The sequence below is a fragment of the Peptoniphilus sp. GNH genome (assembly GCA_021307325.1).
In the GTDB taxonomy this organism is placed as follows: Bacteria; Bacillota; Clostridia; order Tissierellales; family Peptoniphilaceae; genus KA00134.
Genome location: CP089931.1, coordinates 133,650 through 154,868 on the forward strand (window position 1 = coordinate 133,650; position 21,219 = coordinate 154,868).

The 21,219-nt window shown below is 34.6% G+C and carries 20 protein-coding genes and 1 other annotated feature; of the genes, 19 read left to right on the top strand and 1 reads right to left on the bottom strand.

Annotation, left to right across the window (positions count from 1 at the left end):
- Window positions 1–24: 24 nt before the first annotated feature.
- The 19 genes from glmU to rdgB all read left to right on the top strand — a co-directional run bounded on the left by glmU (window position 25) and on the right by rdgB (window position 19,931).
- Window positions 25–1,410 carry a bifunctional UDP-N-acetylglucosamine diphosphorylase/glucosamine-1-phosphate N-acetyltransferase GlmU gene (glmU, locus tag LV469_00695; GenBank protein UHR02836.1) on the top strand — a complete coding sequence of 462 codons (1,386 nt, stop codon included), beginning with the start codon at window positions 25–27 and terminating at the stop codon, window positions 1,408–1,410.
- Window positions 1,407–2,366, top strand: coding sequence for a ribose-phosphate pyrophosphokinase (locus LV469_00700; GenBank protein UHR02837.1), 960 nt, complete (start codon window positions 1,407–1,409; stop codon window positions 2,364–2,366). The genes glmU and LV469_00700 overlap by 4 nt, the downstream gene beginning before the upstream one ends.
- Window positions 2,367–2,370: 4 nt before the next feature.
- Window positions 2,371–2,943 carry an aminoacyl-tRNA hydrolase gene (gene pth, locus LV469_00705; GenBank protein ID UHR02838.1) on the top strand — a complete coding sequence of 191 codons (573 nt, stop codon included), beginning with the start codon at window positions 2,371–2,373 and terminating at the stop codon, window positions 2,941–2,943.
- A gap of 36 nt (window positions 2,944–2,979) precedes the next feature.
- Window positions 2,980–6,447, top strand: coding sequence for a transcription-repair coupling factor (gene mfd / locus LV469_00710; GenBank protein ID UHR02839.1), 3,468 nt, complete (start codon window positions 2,980–2,982; stop codon window positions 6,445–6,447).
- 62 nt (window positions 6,448–6,509) lie between these two features.
- Complete coding sequence (locus LV469_00715) at window positions 6,510–7,616, top strand: peptidylprolyl isomerase (GenBank protein ID UHR02840.1); 1,107 nt, start codon at window positions 6,510–6,512, stop codon at window positions 7,614–7,616.
- 48 nt (window positions 7,617–7,664) lie between these two features.
- Window positions 7,665–8,972: an SAM-dependent methyltransferase gene (locus LV469_00720; GenBank protein ID UHR02841.1), complete on the top strand. Its 1,308-nt coding sequence runs from the start codon at window positions 7,665–7,667 to the stop codon at window positions 8,970–8,972.
- A 14-nt stretch (window positions 8,973–8,986) separates the two neighbouring features.
- Entirely contained in the window at window positions 8,987–9,265 is a 279-nt protein-coding gene (locus LV469_00725) for an HU family DNA-binding protein (GenBank protein ID UHR02842.1), read from the top strand.
- A 254-nt stretch (window positions 9,266–9,519) separates the two neighbouring features.
- Window positions 9,520–9,753, top strand: a binding site (T-box leader).
- 42 nt (window positions 9,754–9,795) lie between these two features.
- The gene (locus LV469_00730) at window positions 9,796–10,776 is read left to right on the top strand and encodes an ABC transporter substrate-binding protein (GenBank protein ID UHR02843.1); all 981 of its coding nucleotides are present in this window, start codon (window positions 9,796–9,798) and stop codon (window positions 10,774–10,776) included.
- Between the two features lie 69 nt (window positions 10,777–10,845).
- A complete protein-coding gene (locus LV469_00735) occupies window positions 10,846–11,721 on the top strand; it encodes an ABC transporter permease (GenBank protein ID UHR02844.1) in 876 nt (291 codons plus the stop codon).
- Entirely contained in the window at window positions 11,714–12,481 is a 768-nt protein-coding gene (locus LV469_00740) for an ATP-binding cassette domain-containing protein (protein ID UHR02845.1), read from the top strand. Before LV469_00735 ends, LV469_00740 begins: the two co-directional genes overlap by 8 nt.
- 337 nt (window positions 12,482–12,818) lie before the next feature.
- Window positions 12,819–13,031: a hypothetical protein gene (locus LV469_00745; GenBank protein UHR02846.1), complete on the top strand. Its 213-nt coding sequence runs from the start codon at window positions 12,819–12,821 to the stop codon at window positions 13,029–13,031.
- A gap of 512 nt (window positions 13,032–13,543) precedes the next feature.
- The gene (gene hpt, locus LV469_00750; protein ID UHR02847.1) at window positions 13,544–14,074 is read left to right on the top strand and encodes a hypoxanthine phosphoribosyltransferase; all 531 of its coding nucleotides are present in this window, start codon (window positions 13,544–13,546) and stop codon (window positions 14,072–14,074) included.
- Window positions 14,071–15,006 (top strand): CPBP family intramembrane metalloprotease, encoded by a 936-nt coding sequence (locus LV469_00755; protein ID UHR02848.1) that lies wholly within the window; start codon window positions 14,071–14,073, stop codon window positions 15,004–15,006. Before hpt ends, LV469_00755 begins: the two co-directional genes overlap by 4 nt.
- Before the next feature lie 9 nt (window positions 15,007–15,015).
- Entirely contained in the window at window positions 15,016–15,375 is a 360-nt protein-coding gene (locus tag LV469_00760) for a prepilin-type N-terminal cleavage/methylation domain-containing protein (protein ID UHR02849.1), read from the top strand.
- Window positions 15,376–16,074 (top strand): hypothetical protein, encoded by a 699-nt coding sequence (locus LV469_00765; GenBank protein ID UHR02850.1) that lies wholly within the window; start codon window positions 15,376–15,378, stop codon window positions 16,072–16,074. It abuts the gene before it with no gap.
- Complete coding sequence (locus LV469_00770; GenBank protein ID UHR02851.1) at window positions 16,014–16,985, top strand: hypothetical protein; 972 nt, start codon at window positions 16,014–16,016, stop codon at window positions 16,983–16,985. The genes LV469_00765 and LV469_00770 overlap by 61 nt, the downstream gene beginning before the upstream one ends.
- 10 nt (window positions 16,986–16,995) lie before the next feature.
- Window positions 16,996–17,985 (top strand): AIR synthase family protein, encoded by a 990-nt coding sequence (locus tag LV469_00775; GenBank protein ID UHR02852.1) that lies wholly within the window; start codon window positions 16,996–16,998, stop codon window positions 17,983–17,985.
- Window positions 17,986–18,009: 24 nt separating this feature from the next.
- The gene (locus LV469_00780; GenBank protein UHR02853.1) at window positions 18,010–19,338 is read left to right on the top strand and encodes an N-acetylmuramoyl-L-alanine amidase; all 1,329 of its coding nucleotides are present in this window, start codon (window positions 18,010–18,012) and stop codon (window positions 19,336–19,338) included.
- Window positions 19,335–19,931 carry an RdgB/HAM1 family non-canonical purine NTP pyrophosphatase gene (rdgB, locus tag LV469_00785; GenBank protein ID UHR02854.1) on the top strand — a complete coding sequence of 199 codons (597 nt, stop codon included), beginning with the start codon at window positions 19,335–19,337 and terminating at the stop codon, window positions 19,929–19,931. The genes LV469_00780 and rdgB overlap by 4 nt, the downstream gene beginning before the upstream one ends.
- A 109-nt stretch (window positions 19,932–20,040) precedes the next feature.
- Here the strand turns inward: rdgB and LV469_00790 are convergent, their stop codons facing one another.
- Window positions 20,041–21,204 (bottom strand): ArgE/DapE family deacylase, encoded by a 1,164-nt coding sequence (locus tag LV469_00790; protein ID UHR02855.1) that lies wholly within the window; start codon window positions 21,202–21,204, stop codon window positions 20,041–20,043.
- Window positions 21,205–21,219: the final 15 nt, after the last annotated feature.

Consider the following 21,219-nt stretch of genomic DNA (forward strand, 5'->3'; position numbering starts at 1 on the left):
AAGCGTAAATATTTGAGGTGAATTATGATTGTTTCTATAATTCTTGCAGCGGGCGAAGGAACGAGAATGCTTTCAGATAAGCCAAAAGTTCTTCATAAAATCTGTGGTAAGTCCTTGGCGGGTTTTGTTGTGGATGCTTGCAAGAAAGCTGGAATTGAAAAAAATGTTTTAGTCCTGGGTCATGGAAAAGAAAAGGTCAAAAAAGCTTATGAAAATACAAATTTAGTATTTGTGGAGCAAGCCATGGGCGATGGAAATCCATATGGCACTGGTTTTGCTGTTAAGTGTGCTATTGATGAAATTTCAGATGAGGACAGAGTTATTGTATTAAATGGAGATACTCCGCTTATAGACTCTGAGACATTAAAAAAGCTATTGAACTATAAGCTAGATGAAAATTTGGCTGCTATAATTTTGACGGCTAAATTTGAAAATCCTTTTGGCTATGGAAGGATAGTAAGAGATGAGTTTGGCAATGTAGAGAGGATAGTTGAAGAAAAGGATGCTTCTGAAGCTGAAAAAAATATCTGTGAAGTAAACTCTGGCATTTATGTATTTGATGGCAAAAAGTTAAAAGAGTGTATAAACAAAATATCTTGCAACAATGCCAAAAACGAGATGTATTTGACTGATATAATAGAGATTTTAAAGAGCCGAGGTGAGATAATAGGTGCCTATATGCTGGAGGATAAAAATGAAATCTTTGGCATAAATTCCAAGGTGGAACTTGCTGAGGCTGCTAGGATTTTAAGAGAAAAGATAAATCGTGAGTTCATGGCAAGTGGAGTTATTTTGATAGATCCTGCTTCTACTTATATTGATGTAGGTGTTAAAATTGGAAGAGATACTATAATTTATCCAGGCTCTTTTATAGAAGGCAAGACAAGTATAGGAGAAGGGGTAGAGATTATAGGTTCAACTAGAATAGTAAACTCTGAAATAGGAGATGGAAGTCATATAGAGTCTTCTTTAATTGAGGATTCAAAAATTGGTGCGGGTGTTAAGTTAGGCCCTTATGCTCATATAAGGCCTAATTCTACAATCGAAGATGGAGTGAAGGTTGGCAATTTTGTAGAAGTCAAGAACTCTACTTTGCAAAGTGGAACTAAGGCATCTCACCTTACCTATATAGGAGATGCTGATGTAGGAAGAGATGTCAATTTTGGTTGCGGCACTATAACTGTAAATTATGATGGCAAAAATAAGTTTAGAACTAAAATTGAAGATGGAGCTTTTATTGGCTGCAATGCTAATTTAATTGCACCGGTAGAAATTGGAAAAGATGCTTTTATAGCTGCCGGTTCTACAATTACGGATAAGGTAAGTGGTGGAGAGCTTGCAATAGCAAGGTCTAAACAAAAAAATATCATAGGATGGGTAAAAAAAGTTCAAAAGGAGGACGAAAGATGAGCCACAACTATGGGGAAGTTATAGTTTTTACAGGCAATTCAAATCAACAATTTGTAAAAAAAGTGTGTGAATGCTTGAGGGTTGAGCCTGGTAAGTGTGAGGCAAAAACATTTTCTGACGGAGAGATTGAAATTGATATCGGAGTATCTGTTAGGGGTAAAGACGTTTATATTATCCAATCTACAAGTAACCCTGTAAACAATAATCTTATGGAAATGCTTATCTTTATTGATGCTTGCAAGAGGGCTTCGGCATCTAGAATCAATGCCGTAATCCCATATTATGGATATGCTAGACAAGATAGAAAGACCAAGGCTAGAGAACCGATAACATCTAAGCTTGTAGCTGATTTATTGACAGTTGCTGGGGCAGATAGGGTTGTCGCAATGGATCTTCATGCAGGACAAATCCAAGGCTATTTTAATATACCAGTTGACCATTTGACTGCAGTACCAGCACTTGCTTCTTATTTCAAAGATCTTGTAAAAGAAGATGGAGATTGGATAGCTGTATCACCTGATTTGGGTGGAGTAACAAGGACTAGAAAATTCGCAAATGAATTGAATTTACAGATTGCAATAATAGAAAAGAGAAGACCAAGACCTAATGTATCAGAAATTATGAATATAATAGGTGAGGTTGAAGGAAAAAATTGCATCTTGGTTGACGACATAATAGATACAGCCGGAACAATTTGCAATGCAGCCAAGGCGCTTCAAGAAAAAGGGGCAAAGAAAATCTATGGAGCAGCCAGTCATGGCGTGTTGTCAGGCCCTGCAGTAGAAAGAATAGCAAACAGTGTCTTGGAAAAGTTCATAATAACCGACACAATAGCTCTTCCAGAAGAAAAGAAGATAGAAAAGATAGAAGTTGTAAGTGTTGCTAGAATTTTCGCTTCAGCTATAAGAAGAATTAATAATAATGATTCTGTAAGCGAAATGTTTGATAAAAGGTGATTACTTGTATTTAATAGTTGGACTTGGAAATCCAGGAAGCCAATATGAGTTCACCCGCCACAATGTTGGATTTTTGACTATTGATTATATGGCTGAAAAATTGGGCCAAAAAGTAAACAAGTTAAAATTCAAGGGTTTGTATTGCAAGTTCAAATATGCAGATGAGGATATAATCTTATTAAAGCCTCAAACTTATATGAATTTGAGTGGCGAAAGCGTTAGAGATTTTGCAAATTTTTTCAAAATTCCACCTGAAAAAATTATAATTGTGGTAGATGATGTAGATCTAGATTTAGGCAGGATTAGATTTAAAAAATCTGGCTCGGCAGGTACACATAATGGTTTAAAGTCGATAATCTACCAATTGCAAAGCCAAGATTTTCCAAGGTTGAAGATAGGAATCGAAAGAGAAAATAGAAAAGATGATCTTGCGGATTTTGTCTTGAAAGGATTTTCAAAAGACGAGGTGCCGCTTATAGAAAAAAGTATAGAAGACGGTGTCGATGGCATACTTCACATGATAGGAAGTGGCATAGACTCCGCTATGAATAAGTATAACAAGAGGGCTCAAAAGTGATTTTGAGCTTATTCTTGTGCTTAAAAATATAAAAATATGAATATAATTGATGATTTATTAGAAAATACACAATTTTATAAAGACTTAAAAGAAAGTATTAAGGTCAAAAAGGGGCCCATTTTAATATATGGTGGCGTAGCGGGTCTATATCCATTTTTGACAAGTAATATTTCAAATGATTTTAAGAAACCCATTATATATCTTGCCCGTGATGATATGAGTGCCATGAGTATGTGCGAAGATTTTTCTAGACTTGGACTTAGGGCCTTTTATATGCCGAAAAGGGAAAATTTCTTTTTTAAAAAAGATGCCACATCTTTAGAGAAATATCAGACGAGAATAGCTGCCATAAATGCGATTGCTGAAAATAAACTCGATGTTTTGCTGCTTTCATATCAGGCCATGTTTGAAAAATTCACGCCCTTGGAAGAGTTTGAAAAGCTCACTTTAAATATTGATTTGAACTCCAGTCTAGACATCAAAGATTTGAGGAAGAAACTTCAAGAGGCAGGCTATAAAAATGCTGATTTGGTAGAGGGTAGAGGTCAATTTTCAATAAGAGGGGGCATTATAGATATCTACACCAGCGATAAGCTACCTTATAGGATTGAGCTTTTTGGAGATGAGGTGGATTCTATAAGGACTTTCGATCCAAACACGCAAAGATCTGTTGAAAATGTAAAAGAAATCAGAATAAGTCCTTCTGAAGAAGTAATCTTTTCCGAAGAGGATCGGTCATATTTGAAGGAATCTCTTATAAAAAAAATCAAATCAGCTAAGCTAGAAGAAGATAAACAAAAAAATTTAGAAGATAGATTTTTGCCATATTTGGATGCACTTGACGGGGATTTGAAAATTGAAAATAGGGAAATTTTGCTGGCTCTATTAAAAAAATCCAGAGTTTGCTCTATTTTTGATTATTTTAAAGACGATTATTTGCTGCTCTTTGAAGAAGCGGAATTTTCACACTCTAGCTTTTTGGAGCTTAAAGAGATGCAAACGGAAAATGTTTTAGAGCTGATAAGAGAAGGAATTTTGCTAAAAGATCACATGGATATTAATTTTTCCTTTGAACAAATCAGAGAAAAAATAAATGGGAAAATGCAAATTTACCTAAGCTCTCTTGTAAAAACTCCAAAAGTTTTTATACCCAAAGAAATTTTTGACTTGGCAATGAGATCAGTTGACAATTTTAGAGGAAGGGTGGACCTTTTTATAGAAGAGGCCAAGTATCTCAAGAGCCAAGAATATAAAATTGCTATATTGGCAGGAGATATAAAAAGAGCAAAAAGGCTTTTGGACAATTTAAGACAGGAGGGACTAGCGGCAATCCTTCCAAGTTCAAAAGATGAATTAGATAAAGGAAATCTTTTAATTTTTCCAACATCTGTGCATGAAGGATTTGAATTTCCCAAGGAAAAGCTGGCAATAATAAACTTCAATGAAATTTATAAAAAAATACAAAAGCCCAAGAAAAAAACTAAGAAGAGCGGATTAAACTTTGAAGACTTAAATATCGGAGATTATGTCGTGCATGAGTCTTACGGAGTGGGCAAATATACAGGCACAAGCCAAATGGAGATTGGAGGAGTCCTAAAAGACTATATAAGCATAGAGTACAGGGGAGATGATAGGTTATTTTTGCCAATTGATTCACTCTCACAAATCTATAAGTATATTGGTTCAGAGGGGAAGGCCCCCAAACTAAACAAGCTAAATTCAATAGAATGGAAAAGGGCCAAGCAAAAAGCCAAGACATCTGTAAAGGAAATGGCCGAAGATTTAATAAAACTATATGCTGCTAGAGCGGCATCTAAGGGATATCAATTTTCGAAAGACAGTCCTTGGCAAAAAGATTTTGAGGATGCTTTTGCCTATGAAGAAACAGAAGGACAATTAGAATCCATAGAAGAGATAAAAAAGGATATGGAATCGCCAGTGCCAATGGATAGGCTACTTTGTGCAGATGTGGGATATGGAAAGACTGAAGTAGCCCTTAGAGCGTGTTTCAAGGCAGTCATGGATGGCAAGCAAGTGGCTTTTCTATGTCCGACGACCATCCTAACTAAGCAGCATTTTGCAACTATAAAAGAAAGATTTAAAAACTTTCCAATAGAGGCAATAAGCCTGTCCAGATTTACTCCTAAAAAAGATCAAACTGAATATCTAAAACGACTGAAAGCTGGTATGGCTGATATAGTTGTAGGTACCCACAGGATTTTGTCTAAGGATGTAAAATTTAAAGATTTGGGACTTTTGATAGTTGATGAAGAGCAGAGATTTGGGGTAAAGGACAAAGAAAAATTAAAGATGCTAAAAGAAAATGTAGATACACTCACCTTGACAGCAACGCCAATTCCAAGGACGCTACAAATGTCAATGGTAGGAATAAGAGATATGTCTGTAATAGAAAGTCCACCCGAAGATAGGCTACCTGTGCAAACTTATGTACTAGAATATAATGACATGATGATAAGAGATGCAATCTTAAAAGAAATATCTAGAAAGGGGCAGATATATTTTCTCTACAACAGAGTTGCCAATATGGAAAATAAACTTTTGGAACTCAAAAAACTTGTTCCAGAAGCTAGAATAAAGATTGCAAATGGGCAAATGGACAAGAAAATCTTGGAAAAGACTATGGAAGAATTTGTCCAAGGAGAAATTGACCTGCTTTTATGTTCTACAATAATCGAAACTGGCATGGATGTGCCAGCAGCCAACACTCTTATAGTATGCGAATCAAATAAACTTGGACTTTCACAACTTTATCAGCTAAGGGGCAGAATAGGAAGATCATCAAGACTTGCTTATGCCTACTTCACCTATGAAAAAAACACTAGCATATCTGAAGTATCCGAGAAAAGACTAAGGGCTATAAGGGAGTTTACAGAGTTTGGGTCGGGATATAAAATTGCCCTAAGAGACCTTGAAATAAGAGGCTCAGGAAATATACTTGGGGCAAGTCAGCATGGGCATATGGACTCCATAGGATATGATCTATATGTCAAATATTTAAAGGATGCTGTAAGCCATCTTAAAGGGCAAGATGTAAACATAGATGAAGAATTTTCGACTATAATTGATTTGAAAATAGATTCTTATATTCCAAAAACCTATATAGAAAATGACGAATTGAGGATGGAAATATACAAAAAAATAGCTATTCTAGAAAATGACGAAGATTATAAAGACTTAGTGGATGAACTATTTGACCGATTTGGGGACTTGCCAAGGCCTCTATCCAATTTGATGGATATAGTTATGTTAAAAAACATGGCGACCAAGGCAAGAATTTTGGAAATAATGGAAAAAGATGCTAAAATAAGTATTAATTTTTCCAAAGACAAATTAAAACTTTCTACAATAAATGAATGTAAGAGTATTTTCAAGGACAGAATAGGCTTTGAATTGGGCATCAGACCAAGACTTATTCTAAAATCCTACAAATATCCTTTGGAAGATATAAAAAAAATATTAGAAATTGTATCTAACACGAAATAATCACATTTTAATGTTAGAATTCAATCTGTTATAATAATTAGAGAAAAACTAGGAGGTAAATTTTGAAAGTAAAAAGTAAAATTCTTGCAACTGCACTTTTGTCTATGAGCCTTGTGCTAACAGCTTGCAGCAAAAAGCAAGCAAATGGGGTAGACGGAGTAGTTGCCAAGGTAAATGATAAGAACATTACACTTGAACAATACGTTGAAGAATATGCAGCTCAAAAGAACATGATAATTTTGGGATCAAAGGCTCAAGGTCAAGACCCAGAAGAATTTTTCAAACAACCAGACCCAAAAACAGGTGTACCCATGGGAATGAAATTGAGAGAAATTGTGTTAAAAAATCTTGAACAAGCAGAAATTATAAGACAAGAACTAGAAAAAGAAGGCTATACTGTAAATCCTCAAGATGTACAAAATCAAATAGATAAGTATATCGAAAGCTATGGCTCTAAGGAAGCTTTCGAAAATGAGCTTAAAAAGCAAGGATACACAGAAGAATTCTTGAGAAACTATGCAAGCAATCAAATAATGTTTAACGAGTTCTACAACAGATTCTCTAAAAACTTCAAGGCCGATGATGCAGAAATAAAGGCTGCATACGAAAAGAACAAGGATAAATACATGACATATAATGCAGATCATATTCTTGTTAATGACGAAAATCTAGCCAAAGATATAAAGAAGCAACTTTCCGAAGGTGCAGATTTTGCAGAACTTGCAAAAAAACACTCTAAAGACAAATCAAATGCCGAAAAGGGTGGCAATCTTGGAGATTTCACAAAGGGTACTATGGTAAAAGAATTTGAAGCAGCTCTTGATAAGCTAAAGGAAGGCGAAATATCAGATCCTGTAAAGACTTCATTCGGATATCATATAATAAAACTCAACAAAAAAGGTGTAAAGGACCTATCTGAAGTAAAGGATCAAATAAAACAAAGTCTTGAACAAGAAAAATTTGACAAGTGGGCAAATGATCTTGAAAAGAATGCAAAGATAGAAGAGTTCCTAGACCTAAAGAAAGAAGTTGACATACCAGAAAAATATCAACTTGAAGACAAGGGCGAAGATAAGGCTGAAAATCAAGACAAGAAAGACAAAAAAACTGAAGAAAAGCCTGCAGAAAATGAAAAAGCGGCTGACAAATCAGATAAGAACAAAAAATAATTTTAGTAAAACCTCCCCCTCTGGGGAGGCTTTTTTTAAGGGTGTATCATGATAAATATAATAGGACTTGGACCATCAAACAAAGACTACCTAAGTCTCAAGGCGATTAAACATATCCATTCGGGCAAGAAAAATTACTTGAGAACTTCAAGACACGAAGCAGCAGATTATTTTAGAGAAGAGGGCATAGATTTTGAATCATTCGATGAAATTTATGAAAAGTCAGCCAACTTTGATGAGGTCTACAAGAGCATAGTAAAAAGGTTAATAGAAGAAGGCAGAGAAGAAGAAATAAATTATTATGTGCCAGGAGATCCCATGATTGCCGAAAAGACAGTCGAGCTACTAATAAAGTCACAAGAAGACATAAATATTGTCTCTGGAGTGAGTTTTATTGAACCAGTTTTAAAAGCCGTTGGAAGAGATCCTCTTTCAGGATTTAAACTTTTAAATGCTGAGGACATATGTTTTTATGATTTTGATAAGGATGCGGATATTCTTTTGACACAAGTATACAACAAGAGGATTTTGTCGGATGTAAAGCTTCTTTTAGCTGAGATTTATGGAGACGAATATGACATTTATTTTATAAAAGATGCTGGATTAAAATCTGAAGTTTGTGAATATATAAAAATTTTTGAGCTAGATAGGATTGAAGAAGCCAACTACCAATCATCTGTTTATATTCCAAAATCAAACGACATGTCAATGGCAAGGGCCTTTGAAATTTCAAACATGGAAGATGTTGAAATAGAAGATGAACAAAGGCTAGCAGATATGATTTTTTATGTTTTTTCAGCTTTAAACAAGGCTAGAGAGCTGGGATACTATAATTTTTATGATATTTTGCATATTTTTTGCGATAAATACGCTAAAAAGATTGAAAAATGCAAAAAAGATGTAGAAAAACCTTTATACATGGGTTATAATGGGGATGAGTTGAAAAAAGAGATGCCTTTTCTTGGTAAATCTATGCAAAAGCAAGACAAAAATCCTTTGAAATTAGCTCAAGAAATTATTAGATATGCCATTTCAAAAGGATTTGCTTGGCAAGATTATAGAGGGGTTTTCCAAAAGCTTGATGAAGAAAAAAATGAAGTTTTCCAAGCCATAGATGGCCCAGCTGAGGACTTGAAAATGGAACTTGGAGATCTTATTTTCACATGTGTAAATATGTGTGAGTTTTTCAACCAAGACTCAGGAGAGGCTCTTGGCATGACAACTGACAAATTTATAAAAAGATTTAATTTTATGAAAGATGTTGCCGAAAGACGAAACTCTGATTTAGACGATATGACTTTAGATGAGTTGGAGGAATTATGGCAAGAGGCCAAGAAATCTCTAAACAACAAATAAGGAGGAAATTTTAAATGAACAAGTCAGAATTAGTTGCAAGCATAGCACAAAAAAGCAATCTTACTAAGAAGGATGCTGAAACAGCTCTTAACAGCTTTATAGCTTCAGTACAAGAAGCTCTTGCAGATGGACAAAAGGTACAACTTGTTGGCTTTGGTACTTTCGAAGTTAGAGAAAGAAAAGCTAGAGAAGGTAGAAATCCTAGAAACCCTGAAGAAGTTATAAAGATTCCAGCTTCAAAGGCACCTGTATTCAGAGCAGGAAAAGCACTAAAAGAAGTTGTAAATAAGTAAATTTCGCCCACCAAAATGGTGGGTTTTTTATTTTATAAATAAAATTTACTAGCTAAACCATAAAATAAATTAAAAGATTTGAAAACTCTTGAGATATGAATATCTTTTTATATTCATGTTTTAATTTTTATAAAAAATATTGGTATTAAAATTATATAAAATCATCTAAAATGCATTCAAAATTTTATTTTAAATTTAAAATAAAATGAAAAACTTATTGACAAAATTAGTAATGATGATAAAATAATAAGAAATTAAAAGCGATGACGGAGAGAAAGATGTCAAAGTTTGTTTCAAAGAGAGCCAGAATAGGTGAGAGCTGGCAAGCAGATGGGCATGTAATATTCACTCCTAAGCTGGATAGTAGAAGTGTAGTAAGCTGTCCCGGATTCCCCCGTTAGTAGAGGATAGGAGTTGTTAGACTCTGATAAGTGGTGAAATTTTTTCACAACTAGGGTGGTACCGCGGATATGTCTTTCGTCCCTTTGAGGACGAAGGACTTTTTTTTATACCAAAATCAGGAGGAAAAAATGAAAAAGAAATTAATTTTAAGTTTGTTGGCAATTATGCTTTGCACGGGATGTTCAAGCAAGACGCAAAAGAGTGATGCTTTAGGAGCTGATAAAAATGAAAAAGAATACAAGATAGGCATAGTTCAATTTATAGATCATTTATCACTTGAGCAGGCAAGACTTGGTTTTGAGGATGCTTTAAAGGAAGAGGGTATCGTGGCAAAAATAGAGCTTCAAAATGAAAATGGCGACATGTCCTTGACAACGCAAATTCCCAAAAAATTTCAAGCGGATAAGGTTGACTTGATATATGCCTTAGCGACACCGGCAGCTCAAGGCGCAGTAAATAGTGTAAAAGATATTCCGATAGTATTTGCAGCTGTTACAGATCCAGTTGGAGCGGGTCTTGTAAAAACATTGGATAAGCCGGGCGCTAATGTGACTGGAGTGACAGATTATGTAGCAGCTAAGGACCAAGTGAGCGAATTTTTAAAATTGTATCCAAATGCCAAGAGATTTGGAGTTATCTACAACACATCAGAGTCCAATTCTGATGTCCAACTGCAAGAACTAAAGAAAAATTTTGCACAGATGGGTCTAGAAATTTATGCAGTTGGTGTTACAACTACAAATGATGTGGGTCAGGCTGTGGCATCAATAAAAGGCAAGGTAGATGCTCTATTTGCTCTAACAGACAACACAGTTGCAAGTGCGGCACCGATAGTGGCTGAGTTTTTAAATAAAAATAAGATACCTTCAATATCGGCAGAAGAAGGTCAAGTAGAAAAAGGTCTTTTGATGAGCAGGGGTATTTCATACTATGAGCATGGCAAGCTAGCAGGTAAACAAGCTGCAAAGATATTAAAAGGAGAAGACCCAGCAAGTCTACCAGTAGCAAAGCATACAGATATGGTAAAAAAGATAAATGAAAAGGCGGCAAAAGCACTAGGACTTGATCTTAATGATGAATTTTTCAAGGGAGCTGAAATAGTTAAATAAATCTATCGTCAAAAAGAAAATTAATTAGAGATAAGCATAAGAATTTTGAAATTAAAAAGAGGAGAAGGAATGGAACAAGTAATATTGGCGGCCCTAGAGTCGGGTTTGGTTTTTTCATTATTGGCAATAGGAGTTGCAATTACATTTAAAATATTAAATCTAGCAGATCTTTCAATCGAGGGAACTTTTCCCTTAGGAGCCTTTGTCATAGGAAGATTTTTAATAAAAGGAGTAAACCCTTACCTTGCCTTGGCTTTGGCATTTATAGCAGGCGGCATAGGTGGATATATCACTTATTTTTTGTATAAAAAATTTAAAATCGAATCAATTTTGGCTGGGATATTGACCATGACTTTCTTGTATTCCATAAATTTAAGAGTTGGCGAAAAGTCAAACATACCCCTTTTTGATACAAAAACTATTTTTACAGATGCAATCATTCCAAGACTTTTTATCTTGGCAATAATTGTAGTCATTGCAAAATTAATTTTGGATTGGTTTTTAAAGACCGAAAAAGGCTACCTTCTAATCGTGACAGGCGATAATGATCAATTGGTAAAAAGCCTTGGAAAAAGTCCGGAAACCTATATTATGCTAGGCCTTGTTCTTTCAAATGCCCTGGCAGCTCTTTCTGGAGCTCTTCAAGCACAGACGCAAGGCTTTGTAGATATAAGCATGGGTCAGGGAATGATTGTAATGGCTTTAGCTTCAATTGTAATAGGCGATACAATCATGAAAAACTCAAAAAAACTAAAAATTACATCTAGAGCCATACTTGGTTCAGTAATTTATAGATTAATTTATGCAATTGCAATAGAAGCAGGGCTAAACCCAAACGACCTAAAGGGCATCACAGCGCTTATAGTTGTTCTTGTGATTGTATACAACAATGTGGCCTTTAATAAATCTCTAAAGAGACTCTCAAGGAGGTCTAAAAATGCTTAAAATAAAAGAAATAAAAAAAGTTTTCTACCCAGGGACAGAAGAAGAAAACATAGTCTTTGACAACTTATCACTTGAAATAAATTCCAATGAATGCACAGCCATTTTAGGGCCAAATGGATGCGGAAAGTCGACTTTACTTAATATAATTTCAGGCTCAGTAAAACAAAATGGAGGAGATATTCTACTTGGTGATTTGGACTTGGGATCAATGACAGAAGAAAAAAGAGCATCTCACATAGGAAAAGTTTATCAAGATCCATCAAAGGGAGTCGCACCAGACTTGACAATACTTGAAAATATGTCTTTGGCACTAAAAAAAGGAGAAAAATTCACCTTTAAAAAACTTATAAAAAAATCACTAGAAGGACAAATAATTGAAAAGCTAAAAATTTTAAATCTCGGGCTTGAGAAAAAATTAAATACAAAAGTGAAATTCCTATCAGGAGGACAAAGACAAGCCCTATCCCTTTTGATGGCAACCATAAAAAGACCGGAGCTTTTACTCTTAGATGAGCATACAGCAGCCCTGGATCCAAAAACCTCTAGACTTATAATGCAGATAAGCTCAGAACTAATAAAAAAGGAAAAAATGACAACACTAATGATAAGTCATAATCTGGCCCATGCAATAGAATATTCAGACAGGATAATAATGCTAAACAAGGGTAGAGTAAGCTTAGACCTTCCATCAAGTCAAATTACAGAAGAAGATTTGGTAAAAATTTACAATCAAAATATAGAAAATCTCGAGCTACAATAGAAAGAAAAAAGAGGGTTGATATATATACATGCATTAGAATGTATATAAGTAAGTGCAATTTTAGCTAAAGAAGGGGATTAATGTATGAAGGTTAAAAGCAGGGTCTTACGATTCATATACTTAATTGTTTTTGTAGCTATTAGTATCTTGATACGTTTTCAAGCTTAGAAAATCGATCTAATTTTAATAAAATGACAGAAATGAGAGCTGATCTTCAACAGGCCACAAATTTGAAAAAGAGATTGAAAGAGCGTATGCAAATGGAAGAATCGATGGTTATCCAGATAAGACATTTAGACCAGATGATGACATTACAAGAGCAGAAGCTGTAAAAATATTGAATAGACTTTTTGATAGATATGCAGATAAGGAGTATGTAGACAAGAATCAAGAAAAGATAAAATATTTTATCGATCTTTATAAAACAGATTGGTTCTATTATGAAATGGTAGAAGCTGCAAATACTCACGAATATCATAGAAGACATTCTAGCTTGGAAGAAGTTTGGCATCAAGTATTCAAAGATTACAGCAAAAAACTGGACAAATAAAAAAACATGGGTGGATAATAATCCACACATGTTTTTTTATTTGAAAACTCACACTTAGGTTTTTTGGTGCTAGACTTAGAGATGAAAGACAAATGAAAACACCCATGCGTCAGAATCTAAAAGCTTGTTACTAAAAATATGGATAAACATAATAGTTAAATCATATCCATAAGATATAGTAAATATAAAAACTAATTGTATCAAAAACAATGAGATTTTTAATAAATATAATGATATATTAAAAACGAAAAACGACTAAAACAAGATTACCTAAGTGTAAAGATAGAAATCATATAATTTTATGAATTAATAAGTAGAAATGGCAAGTAAAAAACATGGATTTTTCTTAGTTGGAGCTTGATTTCAAACGTAAGAGAAAAGTTATAGGATTTGATGATGGAATTGTCATATTGTTTTTTAAATTTATAAACTATAAGGGACTTCTATATTTAGAATAATTAAGCTTTTTGCTATAATAAGTCATAAGATGATTATAAATTACGGAGGCGTTTATGAAAGATAAGGTTGAGAGAGTGCTTTTTGATGAAGCGACTTTAAAAAAGAGGATTGAAACTATGGGACACAGTCTTGATCTCTTATATAAAGATGAGGAAGATTTGCTTGTAATATCGCTTTTAAAGGGCTCTTTTATATTTGCAGCTGATTTGATAAGGTCTATGCAAACTAAGTTGGAAGTGGACTTTATGATTACATCTTCATATGAGGATCAGGAAAAGACAAGTGGTGAAGTGAAACTAGTGAAAGATTTTTCTTCTAGGATAAAAGACAGAAATGTTTTAGTTGTAGATGACATAGTGGATTCAGGCAGGACTATGAAATTTGTGTTGGAACATTTGAAGAAAGAAAATCCCAAGTCTTTGAGGTCTTGTGTCTTGTTGGATAAGCCATCTAGAAGGGAAGTTGACATTGATGCTGATATGGTTGGCTTTGAGATAGAAGATCTTTTTGTTGTCGGATATGGTTTGAATTATGGGGATTATTATAGAAATGTGCCCTATGTGTTTACTTATAAAAGGTCATGAGAAAAAAATATAAGATACAGAGACTAGGTGTTACAGAGGTCAATTTTATTGCGCTTGTTCTGGGGCTGATTTTTATAAGTGTAGGCTCTTTGATTCAGCGGATAGATTTCTTCAATGGCCTTATGGTAAATGAATTTATAATAATTTTATTTCCAGCCATAGTGCTTCTTAGAAGGAGCAATGTCAAAAAAGTTTTGAAATTAAATAGACTGTCGATGCTTGATACTGCAAGGGTTATTTTGATTGTTATTTTATTTTATCCCTTAGTTTTGCTGTGCAATGGTCTGTTTTTATCTTTTTTGTCGCAGTTCTATGAATTGAAGGACTTCTCTTTACAAGTCATGCAACATGAGAAATCTCTTTTGACATATATATTTTATATGGCGTTTATACCTTGTATCTGTGAGGAGGTATTTTTCAGAGGGGCTTTAATGAATGCTTATGAGCATTATGGTCCCAAGTTTGCAGTACTATGCTCAGCTTTTATATTCGCTCTCTTTCACTTTGACCCACAAAATCTGATGGCTCCTTTTATGCTGGGTATTTTGTTTGGCATGGTTATGGAGGCTTCGTCGTCCTTGTATGCAGCTTTTGTCGCCCATTTTACTAATAATGTCTTGGCGATTTTGGCGGCTAAGTATGGCAATGGTGCTATTTTTGATTTTTTAAAATCCACAAGGGCAGCTTGGGAAGTGGGGTCAATACAATTTTTTACCATAATAATTTTGGTTTTCCTATCGGGATTTTCGATATTTTTGATAGCAAAGCTTTATAAGGCTATAAAAAAAGATTCAAATAAGGATTTGGCTATTCAGGAAATGAAGTTTAAGTATGAGTTTGATATAGTTAGTTTTTGGCCGATTTTAATTATGATAATTGTGTATATTTTCTATTTGAAGATGAATTTTGCCATAAGAGGCTCGCTTTTGTAGGAGGATAAAATGAAAAAAAAGGCTTTCACTCTATTAGAGATGGTTGTTGTCATTGCCATAATTTTAATTTTGATGTCTATTGCGATTCCAAGATATGCTAGATCGAGCTTGACAGCTCAGGTAGCTGCTCACAATGCCAATGTTAAGGTCATAAAGAATGCAGCTGTATTATATCTATCAGAAAATCCAGAAAAAACTAGCATAAGCATGGATGATATCAAACCATATATTGAAGGCAAGTTTCCAAAGCCTATGAAAAATTCGGGGGCTAGTGATTTTTCTATAAGCGTTGGCACTGATGGCAGTGTTAATGTAACGCCTGGCGAAATGCAGATTGTGAATGGAAAAGCTGAACCCAAGGTGGATTAGGTGTATTGTCTTTTCGCAATTTTATTTTTGATTTTTTTATATTTTAATTACAAAATATTTATTTATAGGTCTTATGAGTTTTCAAATGATAAATCAAGAGAAAAATACAGTAAGGGCGCTTTATTAGAAAGAGTAGAAAAAAAGTCCTTAAAGATTTTAGCCTTTCATATGATTTTGTCTTTTACTTTATTTTTCTTTTTGAGTTTGTGGTTTTCATTTGGGATTGAAGCCCTTATTTGGTCTATGGCACTTGCTGGACTTGGCATGGTGTTTATCTATGATTTTTTGTATAGGTTTATTTATCTAGAAGACCTTGGTATAATCTTGATCCTTGGTCTTTTAATAAATATAGATAATCTCTATGAAAGCATTTTATCTGGCTTTTGCTACTTGCTCATAATGCTTATAATTTATAAAATGTGGGACCAAGCGACTGGCGAGGGTGATGTTTATTTTGCATTTATAATAGGAATTTTTACAAAATCCTATATGTTCTTTTACTCTATGCTATTTGCCTATGTCCTTGCAGGGATTTATGGAATTTTTCTCTTCTTTATAAAAAGAGAGAATTTGAAGAGTGAAATTCCCCTTGCTTCTTTTATGGTCTTGGGTCTTTTGTTGAACTTGGGAGGTCTGTGGTGGTTGGAAAATTCTGCATACTTGACTTATATGATGAAGGAATTTATGCATTTAAAGTAAATAAGAGAATAGTAAAAGATAAATTTTTCTTTGCCGGTCTTAACACTTTCAACGCAGGGCTCATAAAAGACACCTTAGAGGCGCATTACATATTTAAGAAGGCTCTGGACTTTCTTGGTGATAAAAATGAAAATATATATGTGTTTTTTGACTCTGATGGGCTTCTTTATAAAAGAATCGACGCTCCTTGTTTAAAAAATAAAGATTTGCAATCTTATATCTACTACAAATTACAAGACTTATTTTATGACTCCGCAGATGACCTATCATATTCTTTTGGGGAAATGACAGATAAAAGTCTGGGAATTTTTGCTGTAAAAAAGGAAATTACAGAGGCTTTTTCTAAATTTTTTTCCAAATACGACTTGAAAATAAAACTGGTTCCAAGAGCGGCAGGTCTTTTGTGCAAAAATATGGTTATAAGACAAATTGGCTTAGGTCAGGGATTTTTTTACAAGTATGATGATGATTTGACCTACAAAAAGACTTGGCAGTATTTTGGCTATAAAAAAATTGCTGCAGAAAAAAAGCTTGGATATTTTGCCATAAGGGAGAAATTAAGAGAAGATGATTTGTCATTAATAGAAGATTTGCAAGCTCACTTCATATCGGAAAGACAGGAGCAGAGATTTCTTTTAAAGGGACTTGGATTCGAAGGGGAGATTCTCGATTTGCCATATGCAGGTGAAAATAGGGAAGTCTATGACAAGTATTTGAGAAAAAATTTTATGGATTTTACCTTTGAGAGAAGGTATAAAAAAAGCAAAAAACTAACTTATTTGTCTTTGTTAGTAATAGCTATTATAATTTTAAATGTGTTTTTATATTTAGGTCTTGATTTCAAGTTAAAGAGAGCCGAGAGCGATTATAAAAAACTAGAATTAAAGTTGGAAGAAATAAAAGGGGATTAAAAATATATTTATGGAAGTTGGGAAAATTTCTAACAAGGATTTAGAAGAAATAATTTTTGATAAAATAAAAAATCCACGTGTCGAAGTCATTCAAAAAAGTGGACTTGGAATAGATGCTGGAATTTTAAATTTTGCTGGAGATGATTTTGTAATTTCAACAGATCCAATCACAGGGGCAAGCAAGGGGCTCGGAAGGTTGGCTGTCAATGTTTCAGCCAATGATATAGCAACAGAGGGAGCAGATCCAGTGGCACTTTTACTAACAATTTTAATGCCGCCAAAATCTGATTTGAAAGAGTTTGAAGAAATTATAGATGAGGCCTTGGCAGAATGTGAGAAGCTTGGCATGGATCTTATAGGAGGTCATTCTGAGGTAACAGATGCTGTGACAAAACCTCTGGTATCGTCGACAGTAATAGGAAGAAAGAAGGCCCTAAAGCCGCAGCAACCGAAGCCAGGCGACTATTTAGCAATGACAAAAGAAGCTGGCATAGAGGGAGCCTTAATATTGCTTTTAGAGGATAAGGAAAATCTTGAAAAAATCTTGACTCCAGAAGAAATAAATCACATAGAGGGCTTCAAAGATAAACTTTCTGTTGTAAAAGAGGGCAAACTTGCAAGGATGTATGGAGCAAGTTTACTACATGATGTGACAGAGGGAGGAGTATTTGGAGGAATATGGGAGCTTGCCACAAGAAGTGGTTTTGGAGTTTATGTAGATAGAGAAAAAATCCCAGTCCACAGTGGACTTGAAAAGATTTGTAAAGAGTACTCAATAAGCCATTATAACCTGATATCAAGTGGCTCCATGCTCATCTTGATAGGGGCAGAAAATTACACAACTTTAAAAGGAAAATTAGCTGAATGTGGAATAGAGCTTGAAAAGATTGGAGTTCTCAAAAAAGAAAAAAGTATAATAGATTTAGAAGGAAATAATATAGAGATGCCACTTGCGGATCATCTCTATAAGGCCTTGGCTTTGATAAAAGATAAAAAGTAGGGTCTTAGACTATGGAGGATTAAATTGAAAAAAAGTATATTAAAAATGCTTGGACTTTTGCTAGTTTTTGTAGTAATTCCCAAAACAAGCCTTGGAAAGGTGGTTATCAAGCTAGAAGAAAAGTCTTATACAACAAGAAGTGTGGATCTACAGATGGACGGACAAAAAATAGATACAGAGTTCGCCCCATACATTCTAAAGGGCAGAACATTTGTCCCCATTAGAGATTTGACCGAAGCTCTAGGAGCCAAGGTTAAGTGGGATCAAAAGACCAAGGCCATAGAAATATCTATGAATAAAAAAGAAATAAAGCTCAAGATAGATTCCAACATCTGCTATGTAGACGGCAAAAAGACCAAGTTAGATGACAATATAATCCCCAAGCTCACATCATATTTTGAACCCAGAATGGAACAAAAAACTGTGGTGCCGCTTAGATTTATATCAGAAACTTTTGGCTACAAGGTGGACTTTAGGTCTGCAGATGACTTGGTTATGATCGAAACTGGAGAAAAACTTTCAAAGTCAAAAGCAAAAGACAAGCTAAATCAAGATATTGCATCTAAAAATGGAGAGGGAGAAAAAGACGAGGGACCAGAAATCTCAGGGTTCAAGTCCGATGAAGGCTACTTAATCGGTGGCAATACCTTTATTTCGAATAATGAAAGAAATGAGATAAAAAAGACGCAAAAAAAATCTCTAAAAAAATATTATGAAGAAGCAGGAATCGACTTGGACGAATTTAAGGACAGAAAAATCACCAAGAAATTCAAATCAGACGGGCAAATAACTATAGTATTGGATGCTGGTCATGGAGGAAAGGATTCAGGAGGAGTAGCTGAGGGCAGGGTGCCTGAAAAGGAACTTACCATAAGAACTGTCTTTATTTTGCAAGATATGTTAAAAGACAGGGGCTATGAAGTCATTTTGACAAGGGATCGAGATGAGTATATAAAGTTGATGGACAGGGCAGGACTTTCCAATGACAAAAATGCGGAACTCTTTCTTAGTATCCACTACAATCTAGCAAGTTCAAAAACTGCTAGTGGTATAGAAGTCTTATATGCTGATGAGAAACAAGTGCCAATAAAGACAGTGGAGCAAAGGCATTTCGCAAGAGCCCTTCAAAGAGCGCTCATTGATGAAACTGGCACAGTAGATAGGGGCATAAAAAATAGACCAGATCTAATAGTTTTAAAGACAACTAAAAATGTGGCGGCTCTTGCTGAGTTAGGATTTATGTCAAATGATGAAGAGATGGATAAAATCATGGAAGATGGTTATATAGAAAGAATGTGTCAAGCCCTGGTAAGAGGGATAGAAAATTATGTTGGAGAATATGAGGACAGATGAAAAAAATAGTATTGGCAACAGACAATGATCACAAATTAGAAGAAATAAGGGATACTTTAGGAGATAAATTTCAAATATTATCAAAAAGTCAAGCTGGGCTTGGCGGCAGCAGTCCGGAAGAAAACCAAGACACTCTAGAAAAAAATGCCCTTATAAAGGCAAGTCATTTAGCAAAAAAAACGAATTACATTGTAATCGCAGACGACACAGGGCTTTTTGTAGAGGCGCTTGACGGCAAACCTGGTGTTCATTCAGCAAGATTTTCCTATGACTATGGCTTATCAAAAGACCATGATGACAGGATGAATAGAAGCTTGCTTTTAAAGCTTTTACAAGGAAAGGATAGAAGGGCATATTTTAAAACGGTGCTTTGTTTGATAGATGAAAATAAGGATGTTCACTATCTAGAAGGAATCTGCAAAGGAGAAATTTCAGATAAGGAAAAGGGAGACAAGGGTTTCGGCTACGACTCTATATTTATACCAGATGGTTATGATAAGACCTTTGCAGAGATGGGAGCAGAAAAAAACAAGATTTCTCACAGAGCAAGGGCTCTTGAAAAATTGGTTGAATTTTTTGAAAAGCACAAATAAAAATTAGATAAGCTCCTTGGCAAACAAAAACCGACGCAAGATTTGTGTATTTTGCGTCGGTATTTTTATACTGGATTTTAAGTGACAAGTTATAAGTCGCAGAAAATGATTATAAAGTTGAATTTAAAAATTTCAAAGCAGTATTTTTAAAAATTTCAATTGTATCAAAATACTCATCAAGCTCTATATATTCATCGATTGTATGAGCCTTATTAGTAAGTCCGGGACCATAAACTAAAAGCTCAACATCATCTGATATGTGAATATATCTAGACAATTCACAAGTGCCAACCAAGGCCCTTACTTGTATATTTTTAGATTTGGCAGTTTCTGTCAAAGCTTTAATAAGGGCACTATCTTTTTTAGCTTCAGCAGGATCTAGAACTTGATTTAATTCAAGGAAGAGTTTCGCATTTTTATCATCTGCATTATTTTTTCTTATGGCATCTTCTAAAACTTTTATGGAGCTTTCGCTTGCAAACTCTGGAACTGTTCTGATATTTCCCTTTACTGATGCCTTATCAGGAACAGAGTTAAATTGCAATCCACCCTCAATCATGGAAAATACATTTAATGTTGAGCCTAAATACTTATTTTTAAAAGCTTCGGTGGCGCTTATTTTATCGAATTCTTCTTGGACAGCCAAGATGAATTTAGCTATACTTGTTATGGCATTTATTCCAAGCTCAGGCATGGAGGAGTGGGCTGTTTTACCTAGGGCTTTCACAGTGTACATAATAGAACCCTTGGATGCGAATATGATTTGATTTTCGCCGTCTCTTTTGGTGGGTTCGGGTATTATAATAGCATCTACATTCTTTAAATAGCCACCATCTACAAGATCAAGTGCCCCCTGCATGCCAACCTCTTCTCCGACTGTTCCAATAAACCAAAGCTCGCCAGCAAAATCAATACTATTTTCTAGTATTTCTAAAATCGCATAGATGCTAGCGGCAACACCTGCTTTCATATCACAAGCTCCACGACCATAGAGCTTTTTATCTACCACTTCTCCAGCAAAAGGAGGATGGTCCCATCCATCTCCGGGTGCAACCACATCCAAATGACCAGAGAAGGCCAAAATCTTGCCTTTTTTGCTTCCACTAATTTTGACAAGTATATTATCCCTTCCAGGATATGACTCAATCAATTCCACATCAACATTTCTATACTTGTAGAATAAAGAAGCTATATATTCTGCCACTACCTTTTCATTACCATTAACAGACTCAAGCTTTATTAAATTTTGTAGCACATCCAAATATTTTTCCATGATAAAATCCTTTCC

Coding starts and splice junctions, on each gene's coding strand:
- glmU (UHR02836.1), top strand. CDS start 25: ATGATTGTTTCTATAATTCTTGCAGCGGGCGAAGGAACGAGAATGCTT.
- LV469_00700 (UHR02837.1), top strand. CDS start 1,407: ATGAGCCACAACTATGGGGAAGTTATAGTTTTTACAGGCAATTCAAAT.
- mfd (UHR02839.1), top strand. CDS start 2,980: ATGAATATAATTGATGATTTATTAGAAAATACACAATTTTATAAAGAC.
- LV469_00720 (UHR02841.1), top strand. CDS start 7,665: ATGATAAATATAATAGGACTTGGACCATCAAACAAAGACTACCTAAGT.
- LV469_00725 (UHR02842.1), top strand. CDS start 8,987: ATGAACAAGTCAGAATTAGTTGCAAGCATAGCACAAAAAAGCAATCTT.
- LV469_00730 (UHR02843.1), top strand. CDS start 9,796: ATGAAAAAGAAATTAATTTTAAGTTTGTTGGCAATTATGCTTTGCACG.
- LV469_00735 (UHR02844.1), top strand. CDS start 10,846: ATGGAACAAGTAATATTGGCGGCCCTAGAGTCGGGTTTGGTTTTTTCA.
- LV469_00740 (UHR02845.1), top strand. CDS start 11,714: ATGCTTAAAATAAAAGAAATAAAAAAAGTTTTCTACCCAGGGACAGAA.
- hpt (UHR02847.1), top strand. CDS start 13,544: ATGAAAGATAAGGTTGAGAGAGTGCTTTTTGATGAAGCGACTTTAAAA.
- LV469_00755 (UHR02848.1), top strand. CDS start 14,071: ATGAGAAAAAAATATAAGATACAGAGACTAGGTGTTACAGAGGTCAAT.
- LV469_00760 (UHR02849.1), top strand. CDS start 15,016: ATGAAAAAAAAGGCTTTCACTCTATTAGAGATGGTTGTTGTCATTGCC.
- LV469_00775 (UHR02852.1), top strand. CDS start 16,996: ATGGAAGTTGGGAAAATTTCTAACAAGGATTTAGAAGAAATAATTTTT.
- rdgB (UHR02854.1), top strand. CDS start 19,335: ATGAAAAAAATAGTATTGGCAACAGACAATGATCACAAATTAGAAGAA.
- LV469_00790 (UHR02855.1), bottom strand. CDS start 21,204: ATGGAAAAATATTTGGATGTGCTACAAAATTTAATAAAGCTTGAGTCT.